Annotated in this window: 23 protein-coding genes; 11 read left to right on the top strand and 12 right to left on the bottom strand. The window is 67.2% G+C overall.

The features are described 5' to 3' along the window. The first annotated feature begins 20 nt into the window (after positions 1-20). Entirely contained in the window at positions 21-530 is a 510-nt protein-coding gene (locus AC1DKQ_RS05050; protein WP_476882953.1) for a hypothetical protein, read from the top strand. 63 nt (positions 531-593) lie between these two features. Here AC1DKQ_RS05050 and AC1DKQ_RS05045 read toward each other — a convergent pair whose 3' ends face one another. Then, positions 594-2153 (bottom strand): amidohydrolase, encoded by a 1560-nt coding sequence (locus tag AC1DKQ_RS05045; RefSeq protein ID WP_476918377.1) that lies wholly within the window; start codon positions 2151-2153, stop codon positions 594-596. Positions 2154-2391: 238 nt separating this feature from the next. Between AC1DKQ_RS05045 and AC1DKQ_RS05040 the strand changes: the two genes are divergently transcribed. From AC1DKQ_RS05040 to AC1DKQ_RS05025, 4 genes are all read left to right on the top strand, one after another. Continuing rightward, complete coding sequence (locus AC1DKQ_RS05040; RefSeq protein WP_476882951.1) at positions 2392-2727, top strand: hypothetical protein; 336 nt, start codon at positions 2392-2394, stop codon at positions 2725-2727. Continuing rightward, the gene (locus tag AC1DKQ_RS05035; RefSeq protein WP_476882950.1) at positions 2724-3779 is read left to right on the top strand and encodes a zinc-dependent alcohol dehydrogenase family protein; all 1056 of its coding nucleotides are present in this window, start codon (positions 2724-2726) and stop codon (positions 3777-3779) included. Before AC1DKQ_RS05040 ends, AC1DKQ_RS05035 begins: the two co-directional genes overlap by 4 nt. Next, on the top strand, positions 3776-3970 hold the full coding sequence (locus AC1DKQ_RS05030; RefSeq protein ID WP_476882949.1) for a hypothetical protein: 195 nt from the start codon (positions 3776-3778) through the stop codon (positions 3968-3970). Before AC1DKQ_RS05035 ends, AC1DKQ_RS05030 begins: the two co-directional genes overlap by 4 nt. Positions 3971-4045: 75 nt before the next feature. Continuing rightward, on the top strand, positions 4046-5728 hold the full coding sequence (locus AC1DKQ_RS05025) for a DUF4389 domain-containing protein (RefSeq protein ID WP_476918376.1): 1683 nt from the start codon (positions 4046-4048) through the stop codon (positions 5726-5728). 51 nt (positions 5729-5779) lie between these two features. Here the strand turns inward: AC1DKQ_RS05025 and AC1DKQ_RS05020 are convergent, their stop codons facing one another. The 3 genes from AC1DKQ_RS05020 to AC1DKQ_RS05010 all read right to left on the bottom strand — a co-directional run bounded on the left by AC1DKQ_RS05020 (position 5780) and on the right by AC1DKQ_RS05010 (position 7801). Beyond that, positions 5780-6730, bottom strand: coding sequence for a hypothetical protein (locus AC1DKQ_RS05020; protein ID WP_476882947.1), 951 nt, complete (start codon positions 6728-6730; stop codon positions 5780-5782). Next, the gene (locus AC1DKQ_RS05015) at positions 6727-7209 is read right to left on the bottom strand and encodes a M78 family metallopeptidase domain-containing protein (protein ID WP_476882946.1); all 483 of its coding nucleotides are present in this window, start codon (positions 7207-7209) and stop codon (positions 6727-6729) included. Before AC1DKQ_RS05015 ends, AC1DKQ_RS05020 begins: the two co-directional genes overlap by 4 nt. Before the next feature lie 115 nt (positions 7210-7324). Continuing rightward, positions 7325-7801: a hypothetical protein gene (locus tag AC1DKQ_RS05010; protein ID WP_476918375.1), complete on the bottom strand. Its 477-nt coding sequence runs from the start codon at positions 7799-7801 to the stop codon at positions 7325-7327. Between the two features lie 338 nt (positions 7802-8139). Here AC1DKQ_RS05010 and AC1DKQ_RS05005 point away from each other — a divergent pair, with 338 nt between their 5' ends. Beyond that, the gene (locus AC1DKQ_RS05005; RefSeq protein ID WP_476882944.1) at positions 8140-8919 is read left to right on the top strand and encodes an SDR family NAD(P)-dependent oxidoreductase; all 780 of its coding nucleotides are present in this window, start codon (positions 8140-8142) and stop codon (positions 8917-8919) included. 168 nt (positions 8920-9087) lie between these two features. Next, positions 9088-9969, top strand: coding sequence for a cytochrome c oxidase assembly protein (locus AC1DKQ_RS05000; protein WP_476882943.1), 882 nt, complete (start codon positions 9088-9090; stop codon positions 9967-9969). 46 nt (positions 9970-10015) lie between these two features. Here the strand turns inward: AC1DKQ_RS05000 and AC1DKQ_RS04995 are convergent, their stop codons facing one another. From AC1DKQ_RS04995 to AC1DKQ_RS04980, 4 genes are all read right to left on the bottom strand, one after another. Next, positions 10016-11149 (bottom strand): sulfite oxidase, encoded by a 1134-nt coding sequence (locus tag AC1DKQ_RS04995; protein ID WP_476882942.1) that lies wholly within the window; start codon positions 11147-11149, stop codon positions 10016-10018. Between the two features lie 151 nt (positions 11150-11300). Further along, positions 11301-12155, bottom strand: a complete 855-nt coding sequence (locus AC1DKQ_RS04990) for an SDR family oxidoreductase (protein WP_476882941.1) — start codon at positions 12153-12155, stop codon at positions 11301-11303. A 4-nt stretch (positions 12156-12159) separates the two neighbouring features. Beyond that, positions 12160-13164, bottom strand: coding sequence for an aldo/keto reductase family protein (locus tag AC1DKQ_RS04985; RefSeq protein ID WP_476882940.1), 1005 nt, complete (start codon positions 13162-13164; stop codon positions 12160-12162). Positions 13165-13204: 40 nt separating this feature from the next. Next, a complete protein-coding gene (locus tag AC1DKQ_RS04980) occupies positions 13205-13840 on the bottom strand; it encodes a hypothetical protein (protein ID WP_476882939.1) in 636 nt (211 codons plus the stop codon). A gap of 322 nt (positions 13841-14162) precedes the next feature. Here AC1DKQ_RS04980 and AC1DKQ_RS04975 point away from each other — a divergent pair, with 322 nt between their 5' ends. Continuing rightward, complete coding sequence (locus AC1DKQ_RS04975; RefSeq protein WP_476883232.1) at positions 14163-14525, top strand: YchJ family protein; 363 nt, start codon at positions 14163-14165, stop codon at positions 14523-14525. A gap of 25 nt (positions 14526-14550) precedes the next feature. On the opposite strand, the gene AC1DKQ_RS04970 is transcribed toward AC1DKQ_RS04975, so the two are convergent. The 4 genes from AC1DKQ_RS04970 to AC1DKQ_RS04955 all read right to left on the bottom strand — a co-directional run bounded on the left by AC1DKQ_RS04970 (position 14551) and on the right by AC1DKQ_RS04955 (position 18500). After that, positions 14551-15360 carry a hypothetical protein gene (locus AC1DKQ_RS04970; RefSeq protein WP_476882938.1) on the bottom strand — a complete coding sequence of 270 codons (810 nt, stop codon included), beginning with the start codon at positions 15358-15360 and terminating at the stop codon, positions 14551-14553. A gap of 112 nt (positions 15361-15472) precedes the next feature. Then, complete coding sequence (locus tag AC1DKQ_RS04965; protein WP_476882937.1) at positions 15473-17509, bottom strand: acyl-CoA dehydrogenase family protein; 2037 nt, start codon at positions 17507-17509, stop codon at positions 15473-15475. A 63-nt stretch (positions 17510-17572) separates the two neighbouring features. Then, positions 17573-17911, bottom strand: coding sequence for a hypothetical protein (locus AC1DKQ_RS04960; RefSeq protein WP_476882936.1), 339 nt, complete (start codon positions 17909-17911; stop codon positions 17573-17575). Positions 17912-18116: 205 nt separating this feature from the next. Next, entirely contained in the window at positions 18117-18500 is a 384-nt protein-coding gene (locus AC1DKQ_RS04955; protein ID WP_476882935.1) for a PepSY domain-containing protein, read from the bottom strand. A gap of 183 nt (positions 18501-18683) precedes the next feature. Here AC1DKQ_RS04955 and AC1DKQ_RS04950 point away from each other — a divergent pair, with 183 nt between their 5' ends. From AC1DKQ_RS04950 to AC1DKQ_RS04940, 3 genes are read left to right on the top strand one after another with little or no spacing between them, the layout of a single operon-like run. Continuing rightward, positions 18684-20156, top strand: a complete 1473-nt coding sequence (locus AC1DKQ_RS04950; RefSeq protein ID WP_476882934.1) for a DUF3375 family protein — start codon at positions 18684-18686, stop codon at positions 20154-20156. A 2-nt stretch (positions 20157-20158) separates the two neighbouring features. Continuing rightward, positions 20159-21112 (top strand): DUF4194 domain-containing protein, encoded by a 954-nt coding sequence (locus AC1DKQ_RS04945; RefSeq protein ID WP_476918374.1) that lies wholly within the window; start codon positions 20159-20161, stop codon positions 21110-21112. Then, positions 21109-24624 (top strand): ATP-binding protein, encoded by a 3516-nt coding sequence (locus tag AC1DKQ_RS04940; RefSeq protein ID WP_476918373.1) that lies wholly within the window; start codon positions 21109-21111, stop codon positions 24622-24624. The genes AC1DKQ_RS04945 and AC1DKQ_RS04940 overlap by 4 nt, the downstream gene beginning before the upstream one ends. The last annotated feature ends 155 nt before the right edge of the window (positions 24625-24779 follow it).

The following is a 24779-nucleotide window of genomic DNA, read 5'->3' as shown; positions in this document are numbered from 1 at the left end:
ACCCCCGAGCCAAGGAACCCATGCCGATCAACAGACAGTCACTCAAGGAAGACGGGTTTACGGGGTTTAGGACTCTCGCGGCGCTGGATATCAACCGGATCCCGCAACGCACCGGGATCTTCGCCGTGCTGCAGCCTGCAGGCTATGAGCCGCGGTTTCTGCCCAGGAGCACGGCAGGAGTCTTCAAGAAGAAGGACCCTTCGGTCCCGGAGCCAGCGCTGACCGCCGAGTGGGTGGACGGCGCCGACGTCGTGTATCTCGGGAAAGCGGGCGCCGGCAGCAAGGGCAACCGCGGCCTTCGCCGGCAAATCCAGGAGTTCATCGATTTCGGCAAGGGCAAGCCGCCGGGCCACTGGGACGGCAGGCTCATCTGGCAACTCGCCGATCCCGGCTCACTCCTGGTTGCCTGGAAGGAGCTGCCCGCGGAGGCAGTCAACGAAGCGGAGGCCGTATACCACGCCCGGTTCCGCGACGACTACGGCCGGCTGCCGTTCGCCAACCTCGTCCAGGCCAGGGTCAAAGGCAAATAGTCAAAGGCAAACAGTCGACGGCAAACAAGGCAACGCAATAAGTCAGAGGCACTTGGCGGGCAGCTACTGGCCGCCGTGGGTGAACCGTCCCGCCACCAACGTGGCGGCCACCGGCATCGCGGCAAAGTCCGCGTCGGACACCGTCAGCGGGTCGCCGTCGAGCACTGCAATATCGGCGGGGTCCCCCACCCGGAGCCGGCCGCGACCGCGGGTCGAGGCCGTGACGGCCTCCTGCCGCGTGAGTGCCTGCTCGGCATGCCATGGCCCGCGGCCATCCTGCCGGGCCCGCGCCGTGGCGGCGGACATGGCGGTCCACGGGTCCAGTGGGGCCACCGGTGCGTCCGAGCCAAGGGCCAGCGTCGCACCGGCGGCTACCAACGAACGGAGCGGGAAGGACCGGTCCGTCCGCCCCGGCCAGTTCGCCTCGGCGGTGTCCCGATCGTCGAGGGCATGCGCAGGCTGGACGCTCGCGGTCACACCCAACCGGCCGAACCGGGTGAAATCCTCGCTCCGGACAAATTGGGCATGTTCCACCCGCCCTGGAATGCCCGCCGCCTCAAACGCATCCAGCGCCACACGGTTGGCGGCGTCGCCAATGGCGTGCACCGCCGGAACAAAGCCCGCCTGCCGCGCCCGGACCAGCAGGGCAAGCAACTCCGCCTCGTTCACCGTCAGCAGGCCGTGACCGCCGTTTGGATACGGGTCAACGCAGTACGCTGTGCGGGTATTGAGCGAGCCGTCGATCAGCACCTTCAATGGGCCCACTGTCAGGAGCCCGCCACTGCCGGCCACAGCCAAACCTGTCCGGAGCCCCTCGGCCACGGCCCGGTCCAGGTCCCGTGGGTAGACCCCCGCCTCAACCCGCAGGGCAGCGAAGCCGCCGGAGATCCGCCGCAGCCAGGCGTCGCGGTTCCAGGTCATCTCGAAGTCCACGATCCCGACCACGCCCCGCGCCGCAGCAGCCCGCCCCGCCTGCCGCACCCACGGATCCACCACCGTATCCGGAAGCTGGCCAAGCTGGCCGGTTAAGGCGAACGCCGGATCTTCCCGGAGCAGCCCGTCCGAGTCCACAGGCACCCCGTACCGCTGGGCCGCCGCAGAGTTGAGCCAGACAGAGTGGAGGTCGTGGCTGATCAGCGCCGCCGGCCGGCCGCGCGTCACGCTATCGAGGAGCGCCAAGCTGGGCAGGTCCGGCCAGACGGCATCGCGGAAACCGACGCCCACCAGCGTCTGGACAGGACCCGGAACCCCAATGCCGCCGCCGACCCCAGTCACGGCGCCGGCGACGAGGGACTCTGCGGCAGCGGTCCCGGCGAGATGGGACCCGACGACGGCGGCCGCCTCGCGCGCCGAGCCGGCGGCGGAGAGGTCAAGCCGGTTAGAGGCCAGCGCCCACTGCGTCATATGGACATGCTCATCCCACAGCCCCGGAATGACGTAGCGGCCGTCCAGGTCAACCACGCGGGTGGCAGCGGGGACCGCAGGGGCGTCCTGGCGCGACGGGATGATCGCAGAGACGGCGCCGCCGCAAAGATGAACGTCGAAGCATGTTCCGTCCCCGGGTTGCCGCACCGAGGCCAGCACGAGGTCCGGCGCGGGGCAGGGAACGAGCGGAGCAGACATAGAAACAGGCTAGGCGTGCACGCCCCTGAACCCAAAGTCGAGAACCCAAAGTCGGGAACCCATAAATCGAGCATCTGAACCCGCAGGACCCAAACACACACACGGGACTTTCGCCCCTTACCCCTGCCGTGCAAGCCCACCAAGCTAAATGTGGGGAGGTTCCTGCACGGCCAGTTGGGCGTCGTAGTTGAGGGGGGAACCCCGGCTTCAGCAGGAAAAGGCAGGAGGCCACGGCCACATGACGATGCACCACCATTCCGGGGACCCCAAACTGAAAGTTCTCATACGCCTGAACGCCGACGCCGAATCAGCGCGGATCGAGGTGCATGGCGTGGTGACCGCAGCCAACGTGCGGGCACTTTATGTGGTTTGCCGCCGCGTCACTAGCAAGCTCCCCAGCTTTGAGCTTGTGCTCGACCTCGCCCATGCCCGGGTGTCGGCCGCCGCTATCGAAGAACTCCGTGAGCGCGCCCGCGCCTCGCTGATGTCGTCGGGGATCGACAGTACGGAGACGCCGTGCCGTCTGCGCCTCGTGGATCCGCTGGTCATTCTCAAGACCAAGGAACACGTATGAAAGCCCTTGTCTACGGTGGGCCCGGGGAGAAGTCGTGGACCGACGTCCCCGATCCCACCATCCAAAGCCCCAGCGATGTGATCGTCAAGGTGGAAACCACCACCATTTGCGGCACCGATCTGCACATCCTCAAAGGCGACGTCCCCACCGTGGCCAAGGGCCGCATCCTGGGCCACGAGGGGGTTGGCACCATCACGGAGATCGGGGCGTCCGTCACCAGCCTCAAGGTGGGCGACCGCGTGATCATTTCCTGCATCAAGTCCTGCGGGCACTGCGCCAACTGCAAGACAGGCCTGTATTCCCACTGCCTGGGGGAGGAAGGCACGTCCGGCATTGGCTGGGTATTCGGGCACCTGATCGACGGCACCCAAGCCGAGTTCGTCCGCGTCCCGTACGCCGAGAACTCCCTGCACCTCCTGCCTGAGGGAGTCAGCGACCAACAAGCCGTCATGCTCTCCGACATCCTTCCCACCGGCTTTGAGATCGGTGTGCAGTACGGCCGTGTCAAGCCCGGCGACACGGTCGCCGTGATCGGCGCTGGCCCGGTCGGACTCGCCGCGATCTGTACCGCCGGACTTTACGGCGCCGCGACGATCATCGCCGTCGACCGCGACCCGAACCGGCTCGAAAAATCCCGCGAATTCGGCGCCACGGATGTGGTCCTCTCCAGCGCTCCCGACTGGAGGGAACAGGTGATGGTCCTGACAGACGGGCAGGGTGTGGACGTCGCGATCGAGGCCGTGGGCGTCCCGGCGACGTTCACGATGTGTACCGAGATCGTGCGGCCCGGCGGCAACGTGGCCAATGTGGGCGTCCACGGGAAGGCCGTGGAACTGCATGTCGAAGACCTCTGGATCCGGAACATCAACATCAGCATGGGCCTGGTGAACACCAACACCACCCCCATGCTGCTCAAGCTGGTCGCTCAACAGAAAATCCCTGCAGACAGTTTCGCCACCCACCACTTCATCTTTGACGAGTTCATGGAGGCGTACGACACTTTCGCCCACGCCGCGGAGACGAAGGCCCTCAAAGTGGTGATCACTGCGTGAAAGCGTTCCTTGTCCACACCCCTGGCATCGGGCAGCGCCAGGCAACGGCAGCCAAGCCGGCCGCCTGCAATACCCGCCTGAGCACCTTCAGCCACGGCGACGCCGTCACGAAGATTGCGCGCGTCCTCCGTGCCGGCGGTGCAGACATCATCGCCGAAGCCAATCCGTTCCTGACCTGGCGCGGGCGGTAGCGGCCCGGGCCGCCAGTTTCCGGAAGTCCCGCCCCGCCGGGCGTGGCAAACGGACCATCTGAAAGGACGGCGGCCATGAAAGCAGGCCGAATTGTCATGCTGGTGATCGGCTCGCTGTGCGCGCTGGTCGGTCTGGGACTGCTGGCGGGCGCCGGGGTCACGGGCTGGGTCAACTACCAGCAGCGGGACGGCAGGTACTTCATCACGCCGTCGGAGCAGTTCTCAGGCAATTCCTACGCACTGACAACCCCCCGGCTGGACCTCACGACCGGAGGCGGCGTCAACGACGGCGTCCCCGTGGACTTTGCGGGCAGCGTGCTGCTCCGCGGTTCCACCACCGATCCCGGCAAGCAAATCTTCATCGGAATTGCCCCGCGGGCCGATGTTGCGGCGTACTTGGCCGGTGTCCAGCGCACCGAAATCGTCGACGTCAGATTCCGCCCCTTCCGTGCGCTGTACCGCGACGTCAACGGTGCCAAAATCCCGGCCGATCCGGCGCAGCAGAACTTCTGGACCGCGACTGCCACGGGCCCGGGGGAGCAGGAACTAACCTGGAACCTTCGCTCCGGGGCCTGGGCCGCCGTGGTCATGAACGCCGACGCGAGTTCCCCGGTGAGCGTGAATCTGCAGGCCGGCGCACGCACGGACCTGCTCTTGCCGGTATTCATCGGACTGCTGATCGGCGGCCTGGTGATGCTGCTGATCGGGGTGCCGCTGATCGTGCTGGGCGCCGCCGGACTCGGCCGTGACGGGCCGGGCCAAGGCGGAACGGGCAGCGGCGTCCCTCCTGGCTACCTGCCAGCCCAGCCCGGCCAGCCATATCTGGCGGGTTCATACCCGCCCGGGTCCGGCCCCGGCCAGCAGAACACGTCTGCGCCGCCGGGTGCTGTAGCGGCTTACGCCGCCGCGCCGGGAACTCAGTATCCGGTGACTCCCTATCCGGTAACGCCGGGAGCGACTACACCGTACGTTTACCCCGCACGCCTCCACGGCTACCTCGATCCGAATCTCTCACGGTGGATGTGGCTCGTGAAGTGGTTCCTGGCCATCCCGCACTGCATCATCCTGTTCTTCCTCTGGTTCGCCTTCGGCGTGGTCACGGTCGTGGCATGGTTCGCGATCCTGTTCACGGCGCGCTACCCGCGCTCTCTGTTCAATTTCAATGCCGGCGTGATCCGCTGGAACTGGCGCGTGGCCTTCTATGCCTTCAGTGCGATCGGCACGGACGCCTATCCGCCCTTCACGCTGGCTCGCACCGATTACCCGGCGGACTTCGACGTCGACTATCCCGAACGGCTATCCCGCGGCTTGGTGCTGGTGAAATCGTGGCTGCTGGCCATTCCGCATCTGCTGATCATCGGCGTGCTGACGGGGACGGCGACGACGTGGGTATTCCAGGGCGGCGAGTGGGAACAGCAAAGTGTGGGCATCTCCCTCCTCGGGCTGTTGGTCCTCATTGCCGGGGTGATCCTGTTGTTCACGGCAAAATACTATCGGGGGATCTTCGACCTCGTGCTCGGCCTGAACCGCTGGATCTACCGCGTGATCGCCTATGTTGCACTCATGCGGGACGAGTATCCGCCGTTCCACCTCGATATGGGTCCCATCGATCCGGGCGAGCTGCCGGTGCCGGCGTACGCGGGACCCGCAGTCGCACCCGCAGTCGGACCGGCGGGCGGGGTGCCCGGTCCTAAGCCCTCGGGCTCAGTCGGTGAAGGCCCCCGCGGTGAAGGCTCTGAAGGGCCGCCCAAAAGCTAGTGCCGTGCCTCGTTGACGCCGGCCCCGGGCCCGATGACCGGAGCGGAGCTGTCAGGGAAGCCGGTTCAGATCGAGCTGCTCTTCGGCGGCCAAGAGGAAAGTGCGCTCCTGAGCAGTCAAGGTCCCGCCGGACGCAAGCTCGGCATCCCACACTTCAACGATCATCCGGTGCAGCCGTTCCCCGGTTGGCGCGGAGGGGTCGCTTTCGAGGAGGCGTTCGCCGCCTGCATGCTGGAGGACCCGGTCCCTGATGGGTTCGACGCCGGCGAGGGCGTCGGCCGCCCAGCGGGCCTGCCGCTTGAGTCGGACATGCCCGGCCACGGCGGGCACCGTCAAGCCCGCACCGCCCAGGATGAGGGTGAGCATCTCCACGACCCGGATGGCGGTGTCGGGGGGCACAGGGACGGCCAGGAGCGCCGGGATCGGGACGGAGAGCAGACCGATCGTGAACTTGATCGTCACGAACAGGGCCAGAACGCTAGCGGCGCCGACCATGGTGAACCCGACCTTGAAGGACTGGCGCATCCTCGGGATATAGCGGAAGCACGCTACGGCGACCCCGAAGCACACCCACCCGATGTAGGCGATCAGCACGGCGGAAAACAGGGCGGCTGGCAGACGCTCATGGTAGAGCCCCCAGCTGTCGGTCGTCGTGGTGGGGCCGGTCAGGACGAAGAACAACAATTCCAGCGCCAGCGTGAGCGTCAGCGGCAGGGAGACCACGAGTGCCAGGCGCGTGCCGGCCGGGACGATCGCCGCGAGGACTGAACGCCGGAGGTACCAGAGGCTGAAGATCATCGAGGCATGCAAGGCAAGCTTGGCCAGATTGAATCCGCCGATGTGGGCATCGACCGCGGCGTACACGGCCGGCGACATCAACACCGAACCGGCACCGGCGAACAAAGCCGAAAGGAACACGGTATCGCGGCGGTTCCGCATCATGGCCGGGATCCGGGCCGCGGCGAGAACGAAAAGGACCGCGGCTGCGACGAGCTGGATCATCCGAAAACCGATCCAAAGTTCCCCGGCTGGCCTCCCGAGCGGTCCTGGGAACGTCGGATGCGTGCGGCGAGACGGTCAGCCAGGAGCTCCGCGGCGACCTCGAACTCATTGAGGAAATCGGTCCGCTTGAGTGCCCTGACGACGCGCTCCGGATCAAGGTCCGGGAAGAACGTGCCCGCATATTCGGCGGACACGATGTCCTGTTCGTGATGCAGGATCATATGGGCGAACTCATGGAGAACAATCTGCTGCCGGTGGACTTCGGAGGCAGCCCGGGCGTGCAGGATCAGGTCCATGTGGTCCAGTCCGAACCACAGTCCGCAGACCTTGTCCGTTGCCCCTTCGATGGGCTTGATGACGATCTTGCGGTTCCGCTGCCGTTCAAGGTGCGCCTGGATTGATGCCGGGGAGACCGGCTCGCTGAGGGAGAGGCTTGCTTCTGCTTCCCGGGCCCGCGCCCGGGCGGCGTCGTAATCCATGTACCGAGTCCTTGGCTGTTGATAGAGCGTCAGCGTGGACACGCCACTTCCTGACGGCCAAACCTCGCCAGAATCATATCAGTGCAGGTCAGCGCGTGGTGAGGGGCGCTGGGCGTCAGGGTTGGCCGGAATCCCCGCGGGCGGTCTCGTCGGAATCCCCGCGGGAGAGCTGCTCGTCGATCAGGTCGCGGATCTGGAGCAGGGTCTCCGGGGAGAGCCCGTCCAGCTGGCGGGCTGCGAAGTTGCGCACCTTGTTGACCCGCATCGACGCGAGCAATTCAAGCTGCGCCTCCACCCGGGGCGGAAGCTCTTCGTCGACGTCGATCAGGTAGTTCTCGCTTACGCCGAAGAACTTGGCCAAATTCTGAAGGAGTTCGACCTTCTTGACGGCCGGTCCCGTGCCCGATCGCATGTAATGCCACCGGGCCCGGGAGAGCGGCGTCCCGGCGGCGGACATGGCGTCCCGGACATCGGTGAAGGTGACTTTTCGGCCCTCGGCTTCGGCGGTGTCCAGCAGGATGTTCAGCTTGCGGGCCAGGGCTGGACCCGGTGCGGGGGTCGGCTGGTCGTCGCTCACAGTGGCTTCTTTCATCGGACAATATTCATCAGGCGCGGGCTTGTCACAAATCATCAGGTCGCCTGCGAGTCTAGCAGATTGGACATGTCCAATATTTTCCGGGTAGGCTCAGCACGAGAAATTGGACGTGTCCAATTTCTCGTGTGCTGGGGCGGATATAGCCCGCCCGGCACGTCGTGGTTCGGTCAGGAGTGTGCTTTGGGGGGACGCCTGGCCGGGTCCCGGCGTGACAATCGTCCCCGCCACGCCGCGGGCAGCGCCGGTCCGTGCGGCTGCCGGTCCTCTTGCCACCGGCCCTCCGCAAGAACATAGTTGAGGGAATTCACGAACTCCGCGGCACTAGGCAGGCAAAGATGCTGAATATCGGGATTCCGGAAAACGGCTTGCTTTACGGCAAGACCGCCCTGATCTACGGCGGCGGAGGAGCGGTTGGCGGGGCGGTGGCGAGGGCCTTCGCGGCCGACGGCGCCACGGTCCACATCGCCGGGAGGACCGAATCGCGGCTGGAAAAAGTAGCCCATGACATTCGTGAGGCCGGCGGCACCGCCGAGACCGCCGTCGTCGACGCGCTGGACGAAGAGCAGGTGGATGCCTTCGTGAGCCGGGTGGCGAAGAAGAGCAAGAGGATCGATATTTCCTTCAACGTGATCTCGTTTGGCGACGTGCAGGAGCCACTCATGGAGATCGACGTGGATGACTTCACCCGGCCCATCGCCCTGGCCGCGCGCACGCATTTCCTGACTACCCGCGCGGCAGCCTCTTACATGGTCAAGCAGCGCTCCGGCGTCGTGCTCATGTTCGGCGGCTCCGGTCCGCAAACCATCACGGGCCTGGGCGGGTTCAAGGTGGCGCTGGACGCGATGGAAGGGCTGCGCCGGCAGTGGGCCCTCGAGCTGGGCAAACACGGCATCAGGGTGGTTACCATGGTCACCGGCGGCATTATCGAAACCATCCCCTGGCAGGCGGAGGGCCGCGAGGAGATCGTGGTGGAGATTGCCAGGGCCGCGCACTTGAACCGCACGGCCACGCTGGCGGACGTCGGAAACGTGGCATCCTTCATCGTCTCGGACAAGGCGGCGGCCATCACTGACGCTACCGTCAATATCTCCGCCGGCGCGATCGTGGACTACTGACGCCGGTTAGGCCACCAGGCTCCCAGGCACCTCCGGCGTGCTGTGGGGCGCCGGCGGGGGCACGCCCGTGAGCCCGGAGCTGGGATCCGGCTCATTGTAGGCGCGGAGGGACGGGTCCCTGCAAGTTGAACTCGGGCTCCTCCAAGGTAAGGCAACTAGCATGAACCCGTGCCGCCCCTTGATGTAGTCCTCACCGCCTGGCAGATTGACTGGACCGCCGCTGCCCTGATCAGCGGATCGGCGGTGCTGTATGCGCTGGGCCTGAAGGCCGCGGCGGCGCGCGGTCACCGCCACCCCGTCTGGCGGACGCTGGCGTTCTACATCCTGGGCCTGGGGTCCCTGACCGTGCTGACGTGCGGCTTCCCCGGCGTCTACAGCGCACAGCTCCGGTGGGCCTTCACACTCAAGATTTCCCTGCTGCTCTTCGTGGTGCCTCTGCTGATCGGGCTGGGGAAGCCGATCTCCCTGGCCAGGGCGGCCCTCCCGCCACGTGGCGTCGACCGGCTGAACAAGGCGCTCGCACACCGCGCTGTGCGGCTCGCCGGCAACTCAATGGCCGCCCCGCTCCTTGGCCTCGCGCTCTTCTCCACCTTCCTCACGCCGGCGTTCTACACCCTCCGCGCAGCCCCGTTGGCGGAGGCACTCCTGACCATCGGGGTCCCGCTACTGGGCATGATGATGGCACTGCCGATCATCGAGGAGGCAGACTTCCGCCGTTCCAGCGCCTTCTTCATCCTGGAATTCGTGTTTGTGTTCATTGAGCTGCTGGTCGATGCAGTGCCCGGAATCCTGCTGCGCCTCAACGGCCAGGTCCTCGATCACGTCACAACCACACCGTCCGCGCTGGGCTGGTTCCCCGATGCCCTGCGCGACCAGCAACTGGCGGGGGACGTCCTGTGGTTCATCTGCGAAATTGTCGACTTGCCCCTGATCATCTTGATGTTCATCCGCTTCTCGCGCAGCGACAAGCACGAGGCCCGCGGCTTCGATGACCTCACGGACGAGGAACTGGACGAACTGAATGCGGAGCACCTGCGGCACGGCCGCTGACCACCTGCCCGTCAAGTCCCCGTACGACAAATCCCCCTACGGGGCACTACTCCACACTGACCCTGATTCGCTGCACCACGTTGTTGCCCATGCCCTGGTAGTTCCAAACCGGTTCCAGCGGCTGCACCGCGCCGCTGGCATCGGCGGCGCGGCAGGAGAGCTCGTGTTCGCCGGGATCGGCCACCCAGGGCAGCGACCACGCGGACCACGCGAACGGCGCGGCCGGGTGCTCCAGATGGGCCGGCGCCCACTTTCCGTCGATCCCGACGTCGACGCGCTGCACGGCGCCCTGCCCGGACCACGCCCGGCCGGTTAGCATCACCGGTCCGCGGGGCAGGATCCGGCTCCGGGTGAAGAAGTCCGGGACGCCCGGAGGAACCATGAGCGAGCGGACCTTGATCCACGTGATCGGGGTGCCGGGATCGCCGGCATCCTGCTGGTAGCGGTACGCCACGGCCTGCTGGAACCCGTCATAGGGCTTGGTCAGGACCCTGATCGAGGACAGCCACTTCACGCTCGCCATGCCGTACCAGCCGGGCACCACCAGCCGGAGCGGATAGCCGTGCTGCGGCGGCAGGTCTGCGCCGTTCATCCGGTAGGCGAGCACGACGTCGGGCCGCAGGGCCTCGCCGATCGGGAGGCTCCGGGCGAACTGCTGGGCGACGCCGCCCTGGACGCCGGAGTCCGCCCCGGTGAACAGCACCTCGACGGCGTCGTCCTCCACCCCGGCCTGGGTCAGCAGGTAGGCCAGCGGGACGCCGGTCCACACCGCGGTGCCGACTCCCTCCAGGACCCACGGCTGGCTCAACGGACGGGGACGCAACAGGGACCGGCCGTTGCCGGCGCATTCCAGGGTGACCGGGAGGGTGATGCTCGGTGCCCGGCGCAGGGCCCGCATGCTCAACTCCACGGCCCGCTGCACCGCGCCGCCGATCTGCAAATGCCAGTGCTCGATGTCGATGAAGGGGATGTCGAAGTGGGTGAGCACGTAGTGCAGCCCGGGCGGAGTGGTATCGATCTGCAAGGCCTCGAGCGGCATGGAATGATTCCGCACGGCGAGCTGGAGCTCGTCCGCCGTCAGCGGGCCGTGGCTCGGCTCCCCGGAATGCGGCGCGAGTCTCCGGTCCTGCCGCCGCGGACTTTTCAGGATGCCGGAGTGTCTGGACATTTGCTTTGGCATGGCGTTGCGATTCTTCTCCGCACCGATTCTTCTGTTCGCCAGCCCGTTGCTGGCCGGTGTCACCTGAAATCAGGTCTACGCCGCAGCCCGGAAACCGTCAACACCGGATCAGGCCGGCCCGTCAGGTCCCGCGGGGGCGCCGGCGCGCGGGCTACAGCGTGTGCGCCTCCGCCAGGAACTGCTTCAGGCTCAGCGGTTCGCGGCCCGTCAGCTCATGCACCGCCGACGTCGGACCGGCCAGTTCGCCGGCCGCGATGGCCGTGTAGGTGCTCACCCAGGCGTCCACCTGCCACGGCGGCGCGCCGTAGGAGGCGCGGGACGCGTAGGCCTCCTCCAGGGTCTCGTTGTGGAAGGTGATGGCCCGGCCGGTTCCTGCGGTCAGGAGTTCCGCGCCGCGGGCCAGTGAGATGTCCTCCGGGCCTGTCAGGTCATAGGTCCGTCCCACGTGCAGGGCCGGGTCCCGCAGCACGGTGACGGCCGAGCGGGCGATGTCCGCCCGCGCCACGGCCGCCATCACGCCGTTCCCGGCCGGGCCGCGGATAAAGCCGTCTTCCCCGGCCAGCAGCGGCAGGAAGTCCAGGTAGAAGTTGTCGCGCAGGAACGTGTAGTCCATGCCGGAGGCCTTGATGCGCTCCTCCGTCGCGAAGTGGTCCCGGCCCAGGGTGAACGTGGAGTCCGGCGCCGCGCCGAAGAACGAGGTGTAGACGATGTGCTGGACGCCCGCCGCGGCCGCCGCGTCGACGAAGGCGTAGTGCTGCTGCAGACGGTCCTCCGCCTCGGCGGCGGAGACCATGAACACCGTTTTCGCGCCGACCAGCGCCGCCTTTGTCCGGTCCTGATCGGCGTAGGTGGTCACGAAGGAGACGGCACCTTCGAGCTCAGGTGCCCGGGCGGCGTCCCGCACCAGGAGCCGTTGCTCGCTTCCGGCCGCTGCCAGCAGCCTGGCCACCAGGCCGCCCAGGTGGCCGGTGGATCCGGTGACGGCGAGCTCGGGCGCGATGGGCATGGGCCTAGGCCTCGCGGGAGGCGGGTGATTTGGTCTGCGCGGGGTCGCGTTCGGCCAGCGAGCCGATGGCGGCGTCGATTTTGTCCATGATCACCGCGTCCAGCTTCACGCCGGCGGCCGCCACGTTCTTCTCAATCTGCTCCGGCCGGGACGCACCCATGATCGCCGAGGCCACGTTCTTGTTCTGCAGCACCCAGGCGATGCTGAGCTGCGCCATGGTCAGCCCGGCCTCCTCCGCGATCGGCTTGAGCTGCTGGACGCCGGTGAGGACCTCGTTGGACATCCAGCGCTCGATCATCCGCGAACCACCCTTGGAATCTGTGGCCCGGCTGCCCTCGGGGGCCGGCTTGCCGGGGTGGTATTTGCCGCTCAGCACGCCCTGCGCGATCGGAGACCAGACGATCTGGGACAGGCCCAGCTCTTCAGACGCCGGAATCACCTCAGCCTCGATCACCCGCCACAGCATGGAGTACTGCGGCTGGTTGGAGATCAGCTGGAAGCCCAGTTCCCTGGCGAGGGCATGGCCATCGCGGATCTGGTTGGCCGTCCATTCGCTGACCCCGATATACAGGGCCTTGCCCTGCCGCACGACGTCCGCGAAGGCCTGCATGGTCTCTTCCAGCGGCGTCTCGTAATCGTAGCGGTGGGCCTGGTAGAGGTCCACGTAGTCCGTCTGCAGCCGCCTGAGGGAGCCGTTGATGGATTCCATGATGTGCTTGCGGGACAGGCCAAGATCGTTGTGGCCCTTGGGCCCGGTGGGGCCGAAGACCTTGGTGAAGACTTCCAGCGACTCCCGGCGTTCGTCCTTCAAGGCTGCGCCGAGGACCGTCTCCGCCGCGGTGTTGGCGTAGACGTCCGCCGTGTCGAAGGTGCTGATACCGGCGTCGAGCGCCGCCCGGACGCACTGGGTGGCGACGTCGTTCTCCACCTGGGAGCCATGGGTCAGCCAGTTGCCAAACGTGATTTCTGAAATCTTGAAGCCGCTGTTCCCGAGGTATCTGAATTCCATGGGTTCCAACGTAGCGGACTTGCCGGCCCGGGGTAAGGGCTCAGCCGGCCTTGCGCTCCTGGGCCGGCTGTTTGGCCTTCCCGGCCGGCAGGCTGCCGCGCAGTGACACGAGGGAGCCGGTGTCCAGCAGGGATTTTGCCGCGGGCATGGGCGGCTTTTGGAACGCCCGCGGGACGACGCCGAGTGTTCCGTTGGTGTCCGTTGCCGACTGCACGAGGGCTGAGACTTCCTTGATGTCATGTGCCGGTGCCATGGGGTTGGGCAGGTCCCGGACGGTGACCCGGACGGCCCGGCCGGCTTCGGCCCTGGCCCTTGCGGCAGCGCGGGCATCTGCCCGGGCCACGGCGGCCGCCCACTCCGGCGACAACGCCGGCTCCTTCTTGCCTGCATTCCGGGCAGGGGGGCGAGGCTTCTTGGTCACGGCCGGGCGCGCGGGCTTTGCGGCCTTGACCGGCTCGATCAGGGGCCAATCTTCCCGGGCCCGATCTTCCCGCATGCCGGGACCCTCGCGGAGGAGTCCGGCGGCGGCCAGGACAACGACTGCCGCCAGCCGGCCGATCCCTGCGAGCACGAGAGTGGCGGCGAAGACCATAAAGAGACCGAGGAACATGAAGAACGCCACGCCGAGGGTCCCGAAAAACGTAAGGTTCAGCGCAATGGTTGTTGGATCTTCCATGTCACCTCTCCTGGTCAGACTGCTGCAGCGTGATCCCTGCCGCAAGCACGTGGCGGGCAGGAGCCCCCTTAACAATACGTACTTTTCCTTGGCCGCGTGCCGCCCCGGGCGGTCGCGGCGAAGATGTGTCGAAGCCGTTATCCGCGAGCGGGGCCCGGCCCCTCCGCCCCGGCGTCTATAGTCAAAGTCAGCCCCGCCGGCGTCGTCCGGCCCGCCGGAAGGACACCTTGTGACGCACGCCGCAGCAGCCGATTCCGAGCCCGCCGGCGCGGACTGGTCCCCGAGCAGCTCGGCCGTACCGTATGAGGGGAACTGCCCGTGCCTGTCCGGCGAGGCGTATGTCCACTGCTGCGGGCGGTTCCACCGCGGAGATGCCGAGGCGCCGACGGCGGAGCAGCTCATGCGCTCCCGGTACAGCGCGTTCGTGGTCCGGGACGCGGACTACTTGCTCCGGACCTGGCACCCGGACACGCGGCCCGCGGAGCTGGAGTTCGATGCCGGCATGCAGTGGCGTCGCCTGGACATTCTTTCCACCAGCCGGGGCGGCCCGCTGGACAGTGACGGCGTGGTGGAATTCGCCGCGCACTACCGGCACGAGGGCGAACGCGGTGTCCAGCGCGAAACGAGCCGCTTTGTCCGGGTGGACCGGCGCTGGTACTACTTGTCCGGCGTCGTGTCCGGCTGACGCCTCCGAGCCAGCGGTGCCCGGGCTAGCGGCGTGAGGGTGCGGTGTCCCCGAATGAGGTGTCCCCGGCTGAGGAGTCCCCGACGGGGGTCTCCTCGACTGCTGCCGGGCTGAAGCCGGCCCGATCCACCTTGCGGTGGAAATGCATCCCCGCGAGGCCGCCCAGCACCGCGCCCACCAAGGCCACCAGGGCCACGACAATCGCCGCGATGATGCTCAGGGTGTTCAGCTGGCCCTCGTTGATCGGGATGCGCGGGAAGCTGTTCAGGTTGGCCAGGATGTTGAAGCGCTGCCCGGCAACCAGACCCAGCACGGCAACCACGATCGCCGCGATCAGGGCCCAGATCCAGACCATGAAGCCCTGCCTGACGCCGTTGAAGCGGGCCATCCGCCCGGCCACATACCCGCCGCAGTAGTAGGAAATCAGAAGGATCACCAGCAGCACGATGATGCCGGCCAGCCCGACCGTCTGGTTGTTGGAGGCCTGGTCGACGGCGTCGTTCACATCGGTGTTGGTGGCCAGCCCGACGGCGGTGCCGCCTGCCGCAACCAGTGCGGTGAGCAGCACGGCCGTACCCGTGGCCGCCAGCCAGCCGAAGAATGCCGAGCCGACTTGGATGCCGCCGAACTGCTCCTTCTCGCGGGCCACCACCGTTTGGCGCGTGGGGATCCCTTCCACGACAGTCTCGGCAACAGCCTCGCGGCGGGGTGCGTCGTGACGGGGCGCATCACGGACGGACTCGTCGTGGCGGACTGCCGTAACCGGCCCGGTCGTGTCCCCTTCCTGCGTCGTGAGGCGTGTCGTCTTGTCGTCGGGGCCTGCTGTGCTGCTCATGAGGGTTGTTCACTTTCGCTGAATGACAGGCACCGTAGGGGTGACAGTCTGGCGTCCACCTAACCACGGCGGTATCCGGTTAGCAAGGATGCTTACCATTCGTGCGGCGCCGTCAGCGGTACTTGCGGTGCAGGTCTTCCCGGACCGAGGCGCGCGGTCCGGCGGCCGCGATCCACGGCCCGGTCCCTTCTGACTGGTCAAGGACCCCGGCCTCCAACCAGGCGTAGTCGCCGGCCAGGGTCTTGCGGGACAGGGCGTGGTCGGCGTCGTCGGTGTTCCGCCACAGACGGTCGAAATATTCGTCGACCCGAACACGGGACTGTTCGCAGTACGCCTCGGCGAGTTCGTAGGCGGAGGCGCCTCTTTCGGGCTGCGTCCGCAGCAGCATCTCGGCCCGGGAGCAGCAGGCCGCCATGGCAAATAGCTCCGCGCCGATGTCTACGATCCGGCCCAGGAACGCCTGCTTGTGCTCAAGCTTCGCCTGCCAGCGGCCCATTCCGTAGAAGGTCTGCCGTGCGAGGCGCCGGGAGGAGCGCTCCACGTAGCGGAGCTGTTTGGCGAGCCTGCCGAAGTCGCTGTAGGACCGCGGATCCATGCCCGCGCCCGCCACGAGCTTGGGCAGCCACTTCGCGTAGAAGCCGGAGGCGCCTACGGCGGCCCTCGCCTTGTCCGACAGCCGGGCGTCCTCCGAGGCGAGGTCTCCCGCGGCCGCCAGGTGCGCGTCCACGGCTTCGCGGGCGATCAGCAATTTCATGATTTCCGAGGACCCCTCGAAGATCCGGTTGATCCTCATGTCGCGGAGCTGCTGTTCCGCGGCGACGGCGCGCTCGCCGCGGGCCTCGAGCGAGTCCGCCGTTTCAAAGCCCCGGCCTCCGCGGATTTGCACGAGCTCGTCCGCGATGAGGCAGCTGATCTCCGTGGACCACAGCTTGGCCAGGGCCGCCTCGATCCGGATGTCCTTCTGGCCGGCGTCCGCCATTTCCGCGGAGAGTTCAAACACGGCGTCCAAGGCGAAGGTGCTGGCCGCGATGAACGCGATCTTCTTGCCCACGGCCTCATGCTGGCCGATCGGCCGACCCCACTGGGTGCGGGCGTTGGACCATTCGCGGGCGATCTTCAGGCTCCACCGGCCCGTGGCGACGCACAGTGCGGGGATCGAGAGCCGGCCCGTGTTCAGTGTGGTGAGCGCGATCTTCAGGCCCTGGCCTTCCCGGCCCAGCCGGTTGGTGGCGGGGACCCGGACCTGGTGGAAACGGGTGACGCCGTTTTCGATCCCGCGGAGCCCCATAAAGGTGTTGCGGTTTTCCACAGTGATACCGGGGGAGTCCATTTCCACCACGAACGCGCTGATGCCGCCTTTGTGGGCGGTCCCGTCGGCATCGGTGTGCGGCGGGACGAGGGCCATCACCACAACCAGCTCGGCGATGACGCCGTTCGTGGTCCACAATTTGACGCCGTCCAAGACATAGGACTCACCGTCGTCGGAGAGGACGGCCGTGCTGCCCATCCGGGCGGGATCGCTGCCGACGTCGGGCTCGGTCAGCAGGAAGGCAGTGATGGCTCCGGCGGCGCAGCGGGGCAGGTATTCCCGCTTCTGGGCAGCAGTGCCGAATTCTTTGACCGGTTCCGGGACGCCGATTGACTGGTGCGCGGACAGCAGCGCGCCAAGGCTCGGGTGCACCGAGCCAAGCACGGCCAGCGCGCGGCCGTAGTACACGAGGGTCAGGCCCAGTCCGCCGTATTCGCGGGGAATCTTCATGCCGAAGGCGCCGAGCTCGGCGAGCCCCTTGAGATAGTCGTCCGGGATCCGGTCGTCCCGTTCGATGGCGCGCCCCGACATCGTCCGGCAATAGTCGGTCAACCGGGCCATGAAGGCCTCGCCGCGTTCGACGTCGTCGGCGGGGGCCTCGGGCCACGGGTGGATCAGGCTCAAGTCGAAGCTGCCAAGGTAGAGGCCCTTCGCGAAGCTGGGCTGTGTCCAGCTGGTCTCGCGGGCGGCCTCGGCGATGGCCCGGGCGTCGGCGGCCGACGCGTCGGGGCCGATGTGGTCCGGCGCCCCGGCGGTCTCCGGCGTCGCGGTGCCTGGTGTCAGAGAGTCGGGTGTTGGAGAGTCGGGTGCGGTGGCGGGGTCTTCGATGGCGGAGCTCATTGGGCATCTCCTCTAACCGGGTGGCCGGCTCGAGCCCTGGATCCGCCGCGGGTGGAGGACCCTTCAGCTGTCCCGCAATACTACTCGCGGGTAAGTGCCTGTGCTAGGGGAAGCCTGACCCGGATGGTCGGGCCGGAAGTCCGCGCCGAAGTCGACCTGGAAATCGGCGGGCAATTCCACGGTTGAGGCGTGGTGGACCAGCCGGTCCCAACCGTAGTTGATGCCGTGAACCAGGCCAACCACCGCGCCGGCTACGAGGTACCAGGCGAGCCGGCCCACGCCGACCAGAACCATGGCCGCGAACGCGGACACCATCATGAAGGCGCCGATCACCAAGGCGAACACGAGGGTTCCAATCACCACCATCGTGCCCGTTTCCACTGCGCTTAGGTCGAACTGCATTCTTCCCCCTGCACCATCGCTTCGGTTGAATCAGTAGCCCGAGCGTAGGGTGCAGGAGACGTGCTGAACTAGGGCCCCATGGACGATCGCGGCCTCTTGATACGGGATCGAAATGCTACCGAGGCGTAGGTCACGGCACGGTTGCGGCAGCCTCACCAATCACAGGTGACACACCGGACGTCAATGCCATGAATGCTTCCCTGCGTCAGTCCTCGTCGGGTCCGGGGGCGCTCTGGCTCACCACTTGGAAGTCCGCTCCGAGGGCCACGTCCACCTGGGTTCCGTCGTTGAGGCGTACCTCGACCTCATAGGCCGCGCCGGAGTCGTCGTCGCGCTCCACTTCGGTGACGCTGCCCTGGCCAACTTTCGCCAGGGCGGCGCTGGTTGCCCTGGCGCGGTCGGCGTCGGTGAGCGCCGGTCCGTCGGAATCGCCATCCAGGGCAAGCTTTCCGATGCTGGCTGTCAGGTCGTCCGGGCTCAGGGAGGGAAGATCCCGGTCTTGTCGGATTGCCCCGGCCGCAATCGAAGCTCCCCCCAGCATCACTGCTGCAGAGGCCGCCCCCGCGATCCACATCGTTCTCTTCCGCATGATCGTCTCCCTTCAGCTGGTCATTCCAGTTTGCTCCGACGCGGGGGAGCGCACAACGAAGAATGCTGCCCGGGCCTGCGTTAACGGCCGGGGCCCTGCGTTAACCTTGTAGCTGGCAGTTTTTCGATTCCGCCGCCCCGCAGCACCACCCCCAACCATCCCCTGGCAGCCGAAGGAGAGTGCGTGTCCCGCTCCGCCGTGTCATCAGCCGACGCCATCAGCGCCCGGCTCCGGGACCTCGAGCTCCTCACCAAAGGACCTGCCTGGGCGCTGACGCGCTCGGCGCCGTGGGTGATCGCCGTGCTCCAGGCCTCCTTCACCCGCACCCGCGCCCAGCTGCCGCTGGAACAGTTCCACGCCGACGTCGACGCCTTCCTCGAGCAGCTCCGCCGGCAGGAGCCCGGCACCGGAGAGCAGCAGGGCGGTTCGGCCGGCGGCGCGCTCTCAGGAAAAAAATATGCGGACGAATGGACCCGCAAGAACTTCCTGACGCGCCGGAACCAGTCTGGCCAGATCGTCTACGAAGTCACCGAGCCTGCTGCCCGCGTCCTGGCCTTTCTGGACAGCCTGTCCAGCGAGCGGTCCACGCTGAACGGCTCCCGGCTCGGCACACTCCTCGGCGATGTGGAAAAGCTCGCCAACGAGACCAACCCCGACCAGACTGCACGGATTGAATCCCTTGAAGAGGAGATCGACGAGCGCCGCCAGCTGATGGAGGACATCAGCTCCGGGGACTTCGACGGACTGCTCGATGACGACGAGGCCGTGGAGGCTGCCGGCAACATCCTCGATCTCGCCGCCAGCCTGCCCGCGGACTACAAGAAGATGCGTGACCGGATTGAAGAGCTCGTGGGGGAGCTGCGCAACCAGATCATCGAGGAATCCCTCAGCAAGGGCGCCACCATGGCGCAGGTACTCGAGGCCGACAAGCGGCTGCGGCAGAGCCCCGAAGGCCGGACGTTCCGGTCCTTCACCGCGTTCCTGGAGGACCCGCAACAGCAGCTGAGGTTCCGATCGGCGATCGGGGAAGTGCTGAGCCGGCAATTCGCGGATGAGCTCAGCCAGGACGAACGCGAGACCCTCAAGAACCTCGTGGCCGAACTCCGCAGCCAGCACAGCCAGATCCAGAGGATCTACGGCAAGCTCAGCGAGAGCCTCAACACCTACGTCCAAAGTGACGACTTCCGGCAGTCGGTCCGGCTCCGCAGGGTCCTGCGGGAGGCCGAGCAGGCGATCCGCTCCCTCCCCTACGAGCGCGAACGGCCCGGCCTGGTCCGCGGGCCGGTGTTGTTCAGCGCCGGCTTCGAATCCCTGGCCATGGTCAAGCTCTTCGACCCGGACGAATTCGCCGCCCCGCCCAAACTGGCTGACCCCATCGCGTTCTCCGACTCGGACCGGGCGCGCTCGCCCCGGTCCGCCAAGGCCAAGCCGGAAGCCATCCGCGCCGCGCTCGTGGGGGCCACCACCCTGACCGAGGCCTGGGCGCAACTGCCAGCCGGGGAACGCCACATCAACTCCATCCGGGCCCTGCTGTCGCAGACCCTCCACGACGGCGCCGGCTTCGACCGCGGCGCCTGGGGCCCCATCGAATTCGAACAAATCGACGGCACCACCCGCACCGCCTACCTGCCCGTCGTCACGCTCGCAAAGGATTGACCATGACTGAAGAGACTGAGACTGAGACTGAGACTGAGACTGAGACTGAGACTGCGACTGCGACTTCGACTGCGACAGAGACTGCGACAGCCGATCTGCCCCCTGTGCCCGCCGACAACGACGGCGGCCACGTCCGGAGCGACCCCTTTACCGTCACTCCCCGGGACACGTTCGTCGACGGCGCCGCCCTCTTCCCGGGCGATACCGGCGTGCTCCCGATGAAAGTCCGGCAGGCGCTCGTGAAGCTGCTCAAGGGCCCATACATCGACGGCGGGCGCGACGAAAAACTGTGGACCACGCTCCTGGACAACCAGCTGATCCTCCGCAGCCGCCTCTCCGAACTTTTCCTCACGCTGCAGCTGGACCACGAACGCAAGGTGGCCGTCCTGCGCCCCGTGGACCCCGAGGCGATCGGCGGCAGCACCCGTTCCAGCATCCTGCGCCAGCAACGTGCCCTGAGCCGGGTCGAAACCATCGTCCTGCTCCGCCTGCGCCTGCTCCTGGACCGCCACGTCACCGCCCAGACAGACCCCACGATCACGCGCGAGGAAATCGCCGAACTCGTGGCCCACTACCAGCCCACCGGCCAGCAGGATGCCCTGCGCGATGCCGACGTCGTCAATCGCGCCATTACCAAGCTCCTGGCCCGCCAGCTCCTCCTCGCCACGGGCCTGGACGAGGTCTACACCATCTCCAACGCCCTCCCCCTGGCCCTCCCGTTCGAAAACATCGGCGACATCCCGGCCCAAATCGAAGCCCTCATCGCGGCCAGCACAGACCAGTCAGGCACCGAGCCACTCCTGGAGCTCGATGCAGATACACCGGCAAGCACGGATGACGACCCGGACGACGACGGTGATGCCGCCCCGGGGGCGGCATCACCGTCGTCGTCCCCCAAAGCGGCATCACCGGCCACGCCTGACGCAACCACGGAAACGAACGAGGCAGCCCAGTGAGCCTCGCAACCATGCTGCCCATGGGCGAGCTCACCAACCCCGGCCAGATGCGCCTGGCCCTCGTCCAGGTGGTCAACTGGGGCACGTTCCATGGCGCCCACACCATGCACGTGGACCGCAACGGCACCCTGCTGACCGGCAACTCGGGCGTCGGCAAGTCCACGCTGTTCGATGCCATGCTTCGGGTCTTCGACGCCCGTCCCCGCTCCAACGAAGCCGCCGCGCAGCGGGCCGGCGGCGCTGTAGAGGACAAGCGCACCACGTTCACGTACATGCGCGGCAAGGTGGGCGACAAGGCGGTGGGCGAGGGCTCCGCGAGTGCGTTCCAGCGCCCCGGCGCCACCTGGTCCGCCGTCGCGCTCACCTTTGACAACGCCGCCGGCACCCGGGTGACGGTATCGGCGCTGTTCGACCTGCCCAAGAACGGCACGGAATCCAGCGTCGGCCGGTACTACATGATCGACAACAAGCCCCTGGACCTCGCGGCGATCGAGGGCATCGCGGAGAAGCGCTTCACCAAGTCCGCGCTGGACGCGATCTTCCCGGACGCCCAGATCTTCGACGTTCACAAGGCCTTCGCCGAACGCTTCCGCCGCCTCCTCGGCATCAACTCGGATCAGGCCCTCCCGCTGCTGCGCGTCATCCAGGCCGGCAAGGGACTCGGCGGCAGCGTCAACACCTTCTTCCGCGACCAGGTCCTCGATGCCCCCGCCACACTTGCGGCGGCGGACGACGTCGTCGAGGAATTCAGCAACCTCATGTCCATCCGGCAGCGCCTCGAGGACGTCCGGCAGCAGCGCGACCAGCTGGCGCCCGTCCCCGGGCTGAACAAGGAATACGCGCAGGCGCTGCTGGACGCGAACCGGCTGCGGGACCTAACAGGTGAGGAATTCGAGGCCTACAAGCAGCAGCTCGCTGTCACGGTCCATGAGAAGACCCTGGCCCGGTTGAAGGAGCTCGCCCAGGCCAAGGCCAGTGACCTCGCCGCCGAACGCGCTGTCCGCGACGGCTTCGCCAAGGAGCTGCGCCAGCTGGAGGGGGAGTACAACAACCAGGGCGGCAACGCGATTTCCGCGATAGAGCAGTCCCTGGAGAACGCCCGGGTGGGGCTCAAGCTCCGGCAGGAGGTGGAGGAATCGACCCGCAAGGCGCTGACCGACGCCGGGCTGGAACTCCAGTGGTCGGCCGCCGGCTGGGAACGGGCCCACGAGCACGCCGCGGCACGCTCGGCCGAGCTCCAGGACGATTCCGAGGCACTCAAGGAACTGCGCTTCGAGGCCTTTGACGGCCACGCCACCCGGAAGCGCGAACTCGCCGCGGCCCAGCAGGAGCTCGTCTCGCTGAAGACGCGAAAGTCGCTGCTGCCGCCGTCGAGCATTGAAAACCGCAGCGCCATTGCGGCCGCCGCGGGCGTGCCCGAGGAACAGATGCCCTTCGGCGGCGAGCTGATCGACCTCGCCGAGGGCCAGGAACAGTGGCGCCCGGCCGCCGAGCGCGCGCTGCGGAGCCTGGCCACCACGCTGCTGGTCCCGGGCGAGCACTTCGCGGCAGTCACCCGGTACCTCAACGATCACTCCGTGCGCGGGGCGCTGCGCGCCGTAGACGTCTCCCGGCCCCTGGCCGGCGGCGCGCTGGCTGTCGAGGACGTGGCCGACGGCGATCTGCTGACCAAGCTCCGTTTCCTCACCGACGCCGGCCTGGCCGCAGGCGCTCACGCCGATGCCCTTGGGCAGGCCAGCGCGTGGCTGCGCGAACGGATTGCCCTCGACTTCGCCTACCCGTGCGTGGAAGACCCGGACCAGCTCGCCGGCCTGGACAAGGGCCTGAGCCTGGGCGGCGTGGTCAAGCGCAACCGCCACACGGTGGAAAAGGACGATCGCTTCACGTCCCGGCAGGACTACGTCCTCGGGTTCGACAACGCCGCCAAGCTCGAACTTGTGGCGGCCCAGGTTGAGGACCTGCAACAGGCGCTGGCCAAGGCCGCCGAACTGGCGCAAACCAGGGAAGAGTCACACCAAGGCATGACCCGCCAGCTCGATGCCCTGCGCCGCGTGGCCGATGACCACCGGACCTGGGAGCAGGTCTCGGCCGCGGTGGCCGCGGAGGAGCTCGCCCGGATCGAGCAGCGCCTCAAGGACGCCCTTGCCGCGCAGGCGGACCTCGAACCGCTGCGTGCCAGCATCGAAGCCGCGCGGCACAGGCACCAGTCCAGCACCGAGGCCGCGGCCGTGCTGCAGAGCGAGTACAAAGCCCTCGATGCGCGCATGACCGCCGCTGATTCGCTGCTCGACGCCGCCCGCAGCCGGCTGGCCCAGGCGCCGCCGTCGGACGCCGGCGTTGCCGCGCTGGAACCGTACTTCGCCGGCTTCGGCGACGTCCTGGAGATGCACGAACTCGACAATCTGGCCAACCAGGTCCGCACGCGGCTCCTTGCGGAACTGCATGGGGCCGAATCCCGCGGGCAGGCCACTTCAGAGCGTCTCACCCGCATTTTCGAGGGCTTCGTCCGTGAATGGGGCACGGCGATTTCCGCGGACCACGGCACCTCGATCGGCGCCGCGGGGGAGTTCGAATCCCGTTACCACGCGATTGTCAGCGACGGGCTGCCCGCCCAGGAGGCTGAATTCCGGCAGTTCTTCAACCAGCGGACCCACGAATCCTTCAGCACCCTGTTGCACCTGCTGGACGAGGAGCGCCGCGCCATCACCAGCCGCATCCTGCCGCTGAACGGAATCTTGTCCGAGGTCAACTTCCACGAGGGCAGCTTCCTGGAACTCGATATCAAACAGACGCTGCCCGCGACGGCTAAGCAGTTCAAGGACGCCATCCAGAACGCGCTCAAGGTCCGGCATACCCGGCCGGGCAAGACGGTCACTGCGGCGTCCGGGGCGGCGACGGACGACGACGCCGAGCTCACCACGCGCTACAAGTCGCTCGAAACGCTCGTGAAGCGGCTCGGTTCGCAGACTCCGGAGGACCGGCGCTGGCGCGCCGAGGTGCTGGACGTCCGCGGCCACCTGTTCATCCAGTGCAAGGAGCACCGCGAAGTGCAGAGTACCGGTGCCCACAGTGCCGGCCCCAAGGGGGCGGGGAAGGGCCAGAAGAAAACCGAGGTCTACATGCACGCGGACACCGGCTCCATGTCCGGCGGCGAGCGGCAGCGCTTCACCGCGTTCATCATGGCGGCGGCGCTGAGCTACCAGCTGGGCATCGCCGAGCAGGGGTTCACCACCTACGGCACCGTCATGATGGACGAGGCCTTCGTGCTCGCCTCGGAGGAGTTCGCCGGGGCGGGCATCAAGGCCCTGCACGAGTTCGGCTTTCAGCTGCTGCTGGCCGCGCCGGAGAACGTGATCGACCTCTCCCGGCACTTGGGATCGGTGACGGAGATCCTGCGGGACAAACGCACTAACCGCTCCGGCGTCCTGACGGCGCCGGTGATTGCCCCGCGTGCGGGGACCGAGGGCATCTGGCGGTCCGAGGCGAACCCTGTGGACATCGTCCTGCGCTGACCACCACTCCACTCCAAGGCAACGCGGGGTCACTTATAGCCCATAAACGCCACCGTTATGGGCTATAAGTGACCCCGCGTTGTTTGCATTGAGACAATTACGTTACTCAAACCTTTCTTAATTATTCAAAGGATAGGCTAGCCTTACTTAGGTTT

The organism is Arthrobacter sp. 05L421 (assembly GCF_056397785.1).
Note: the sequence above shows the minus strand (reverse complement) of the source record. Positions and strands in the feature narration are given on the sequence as shown.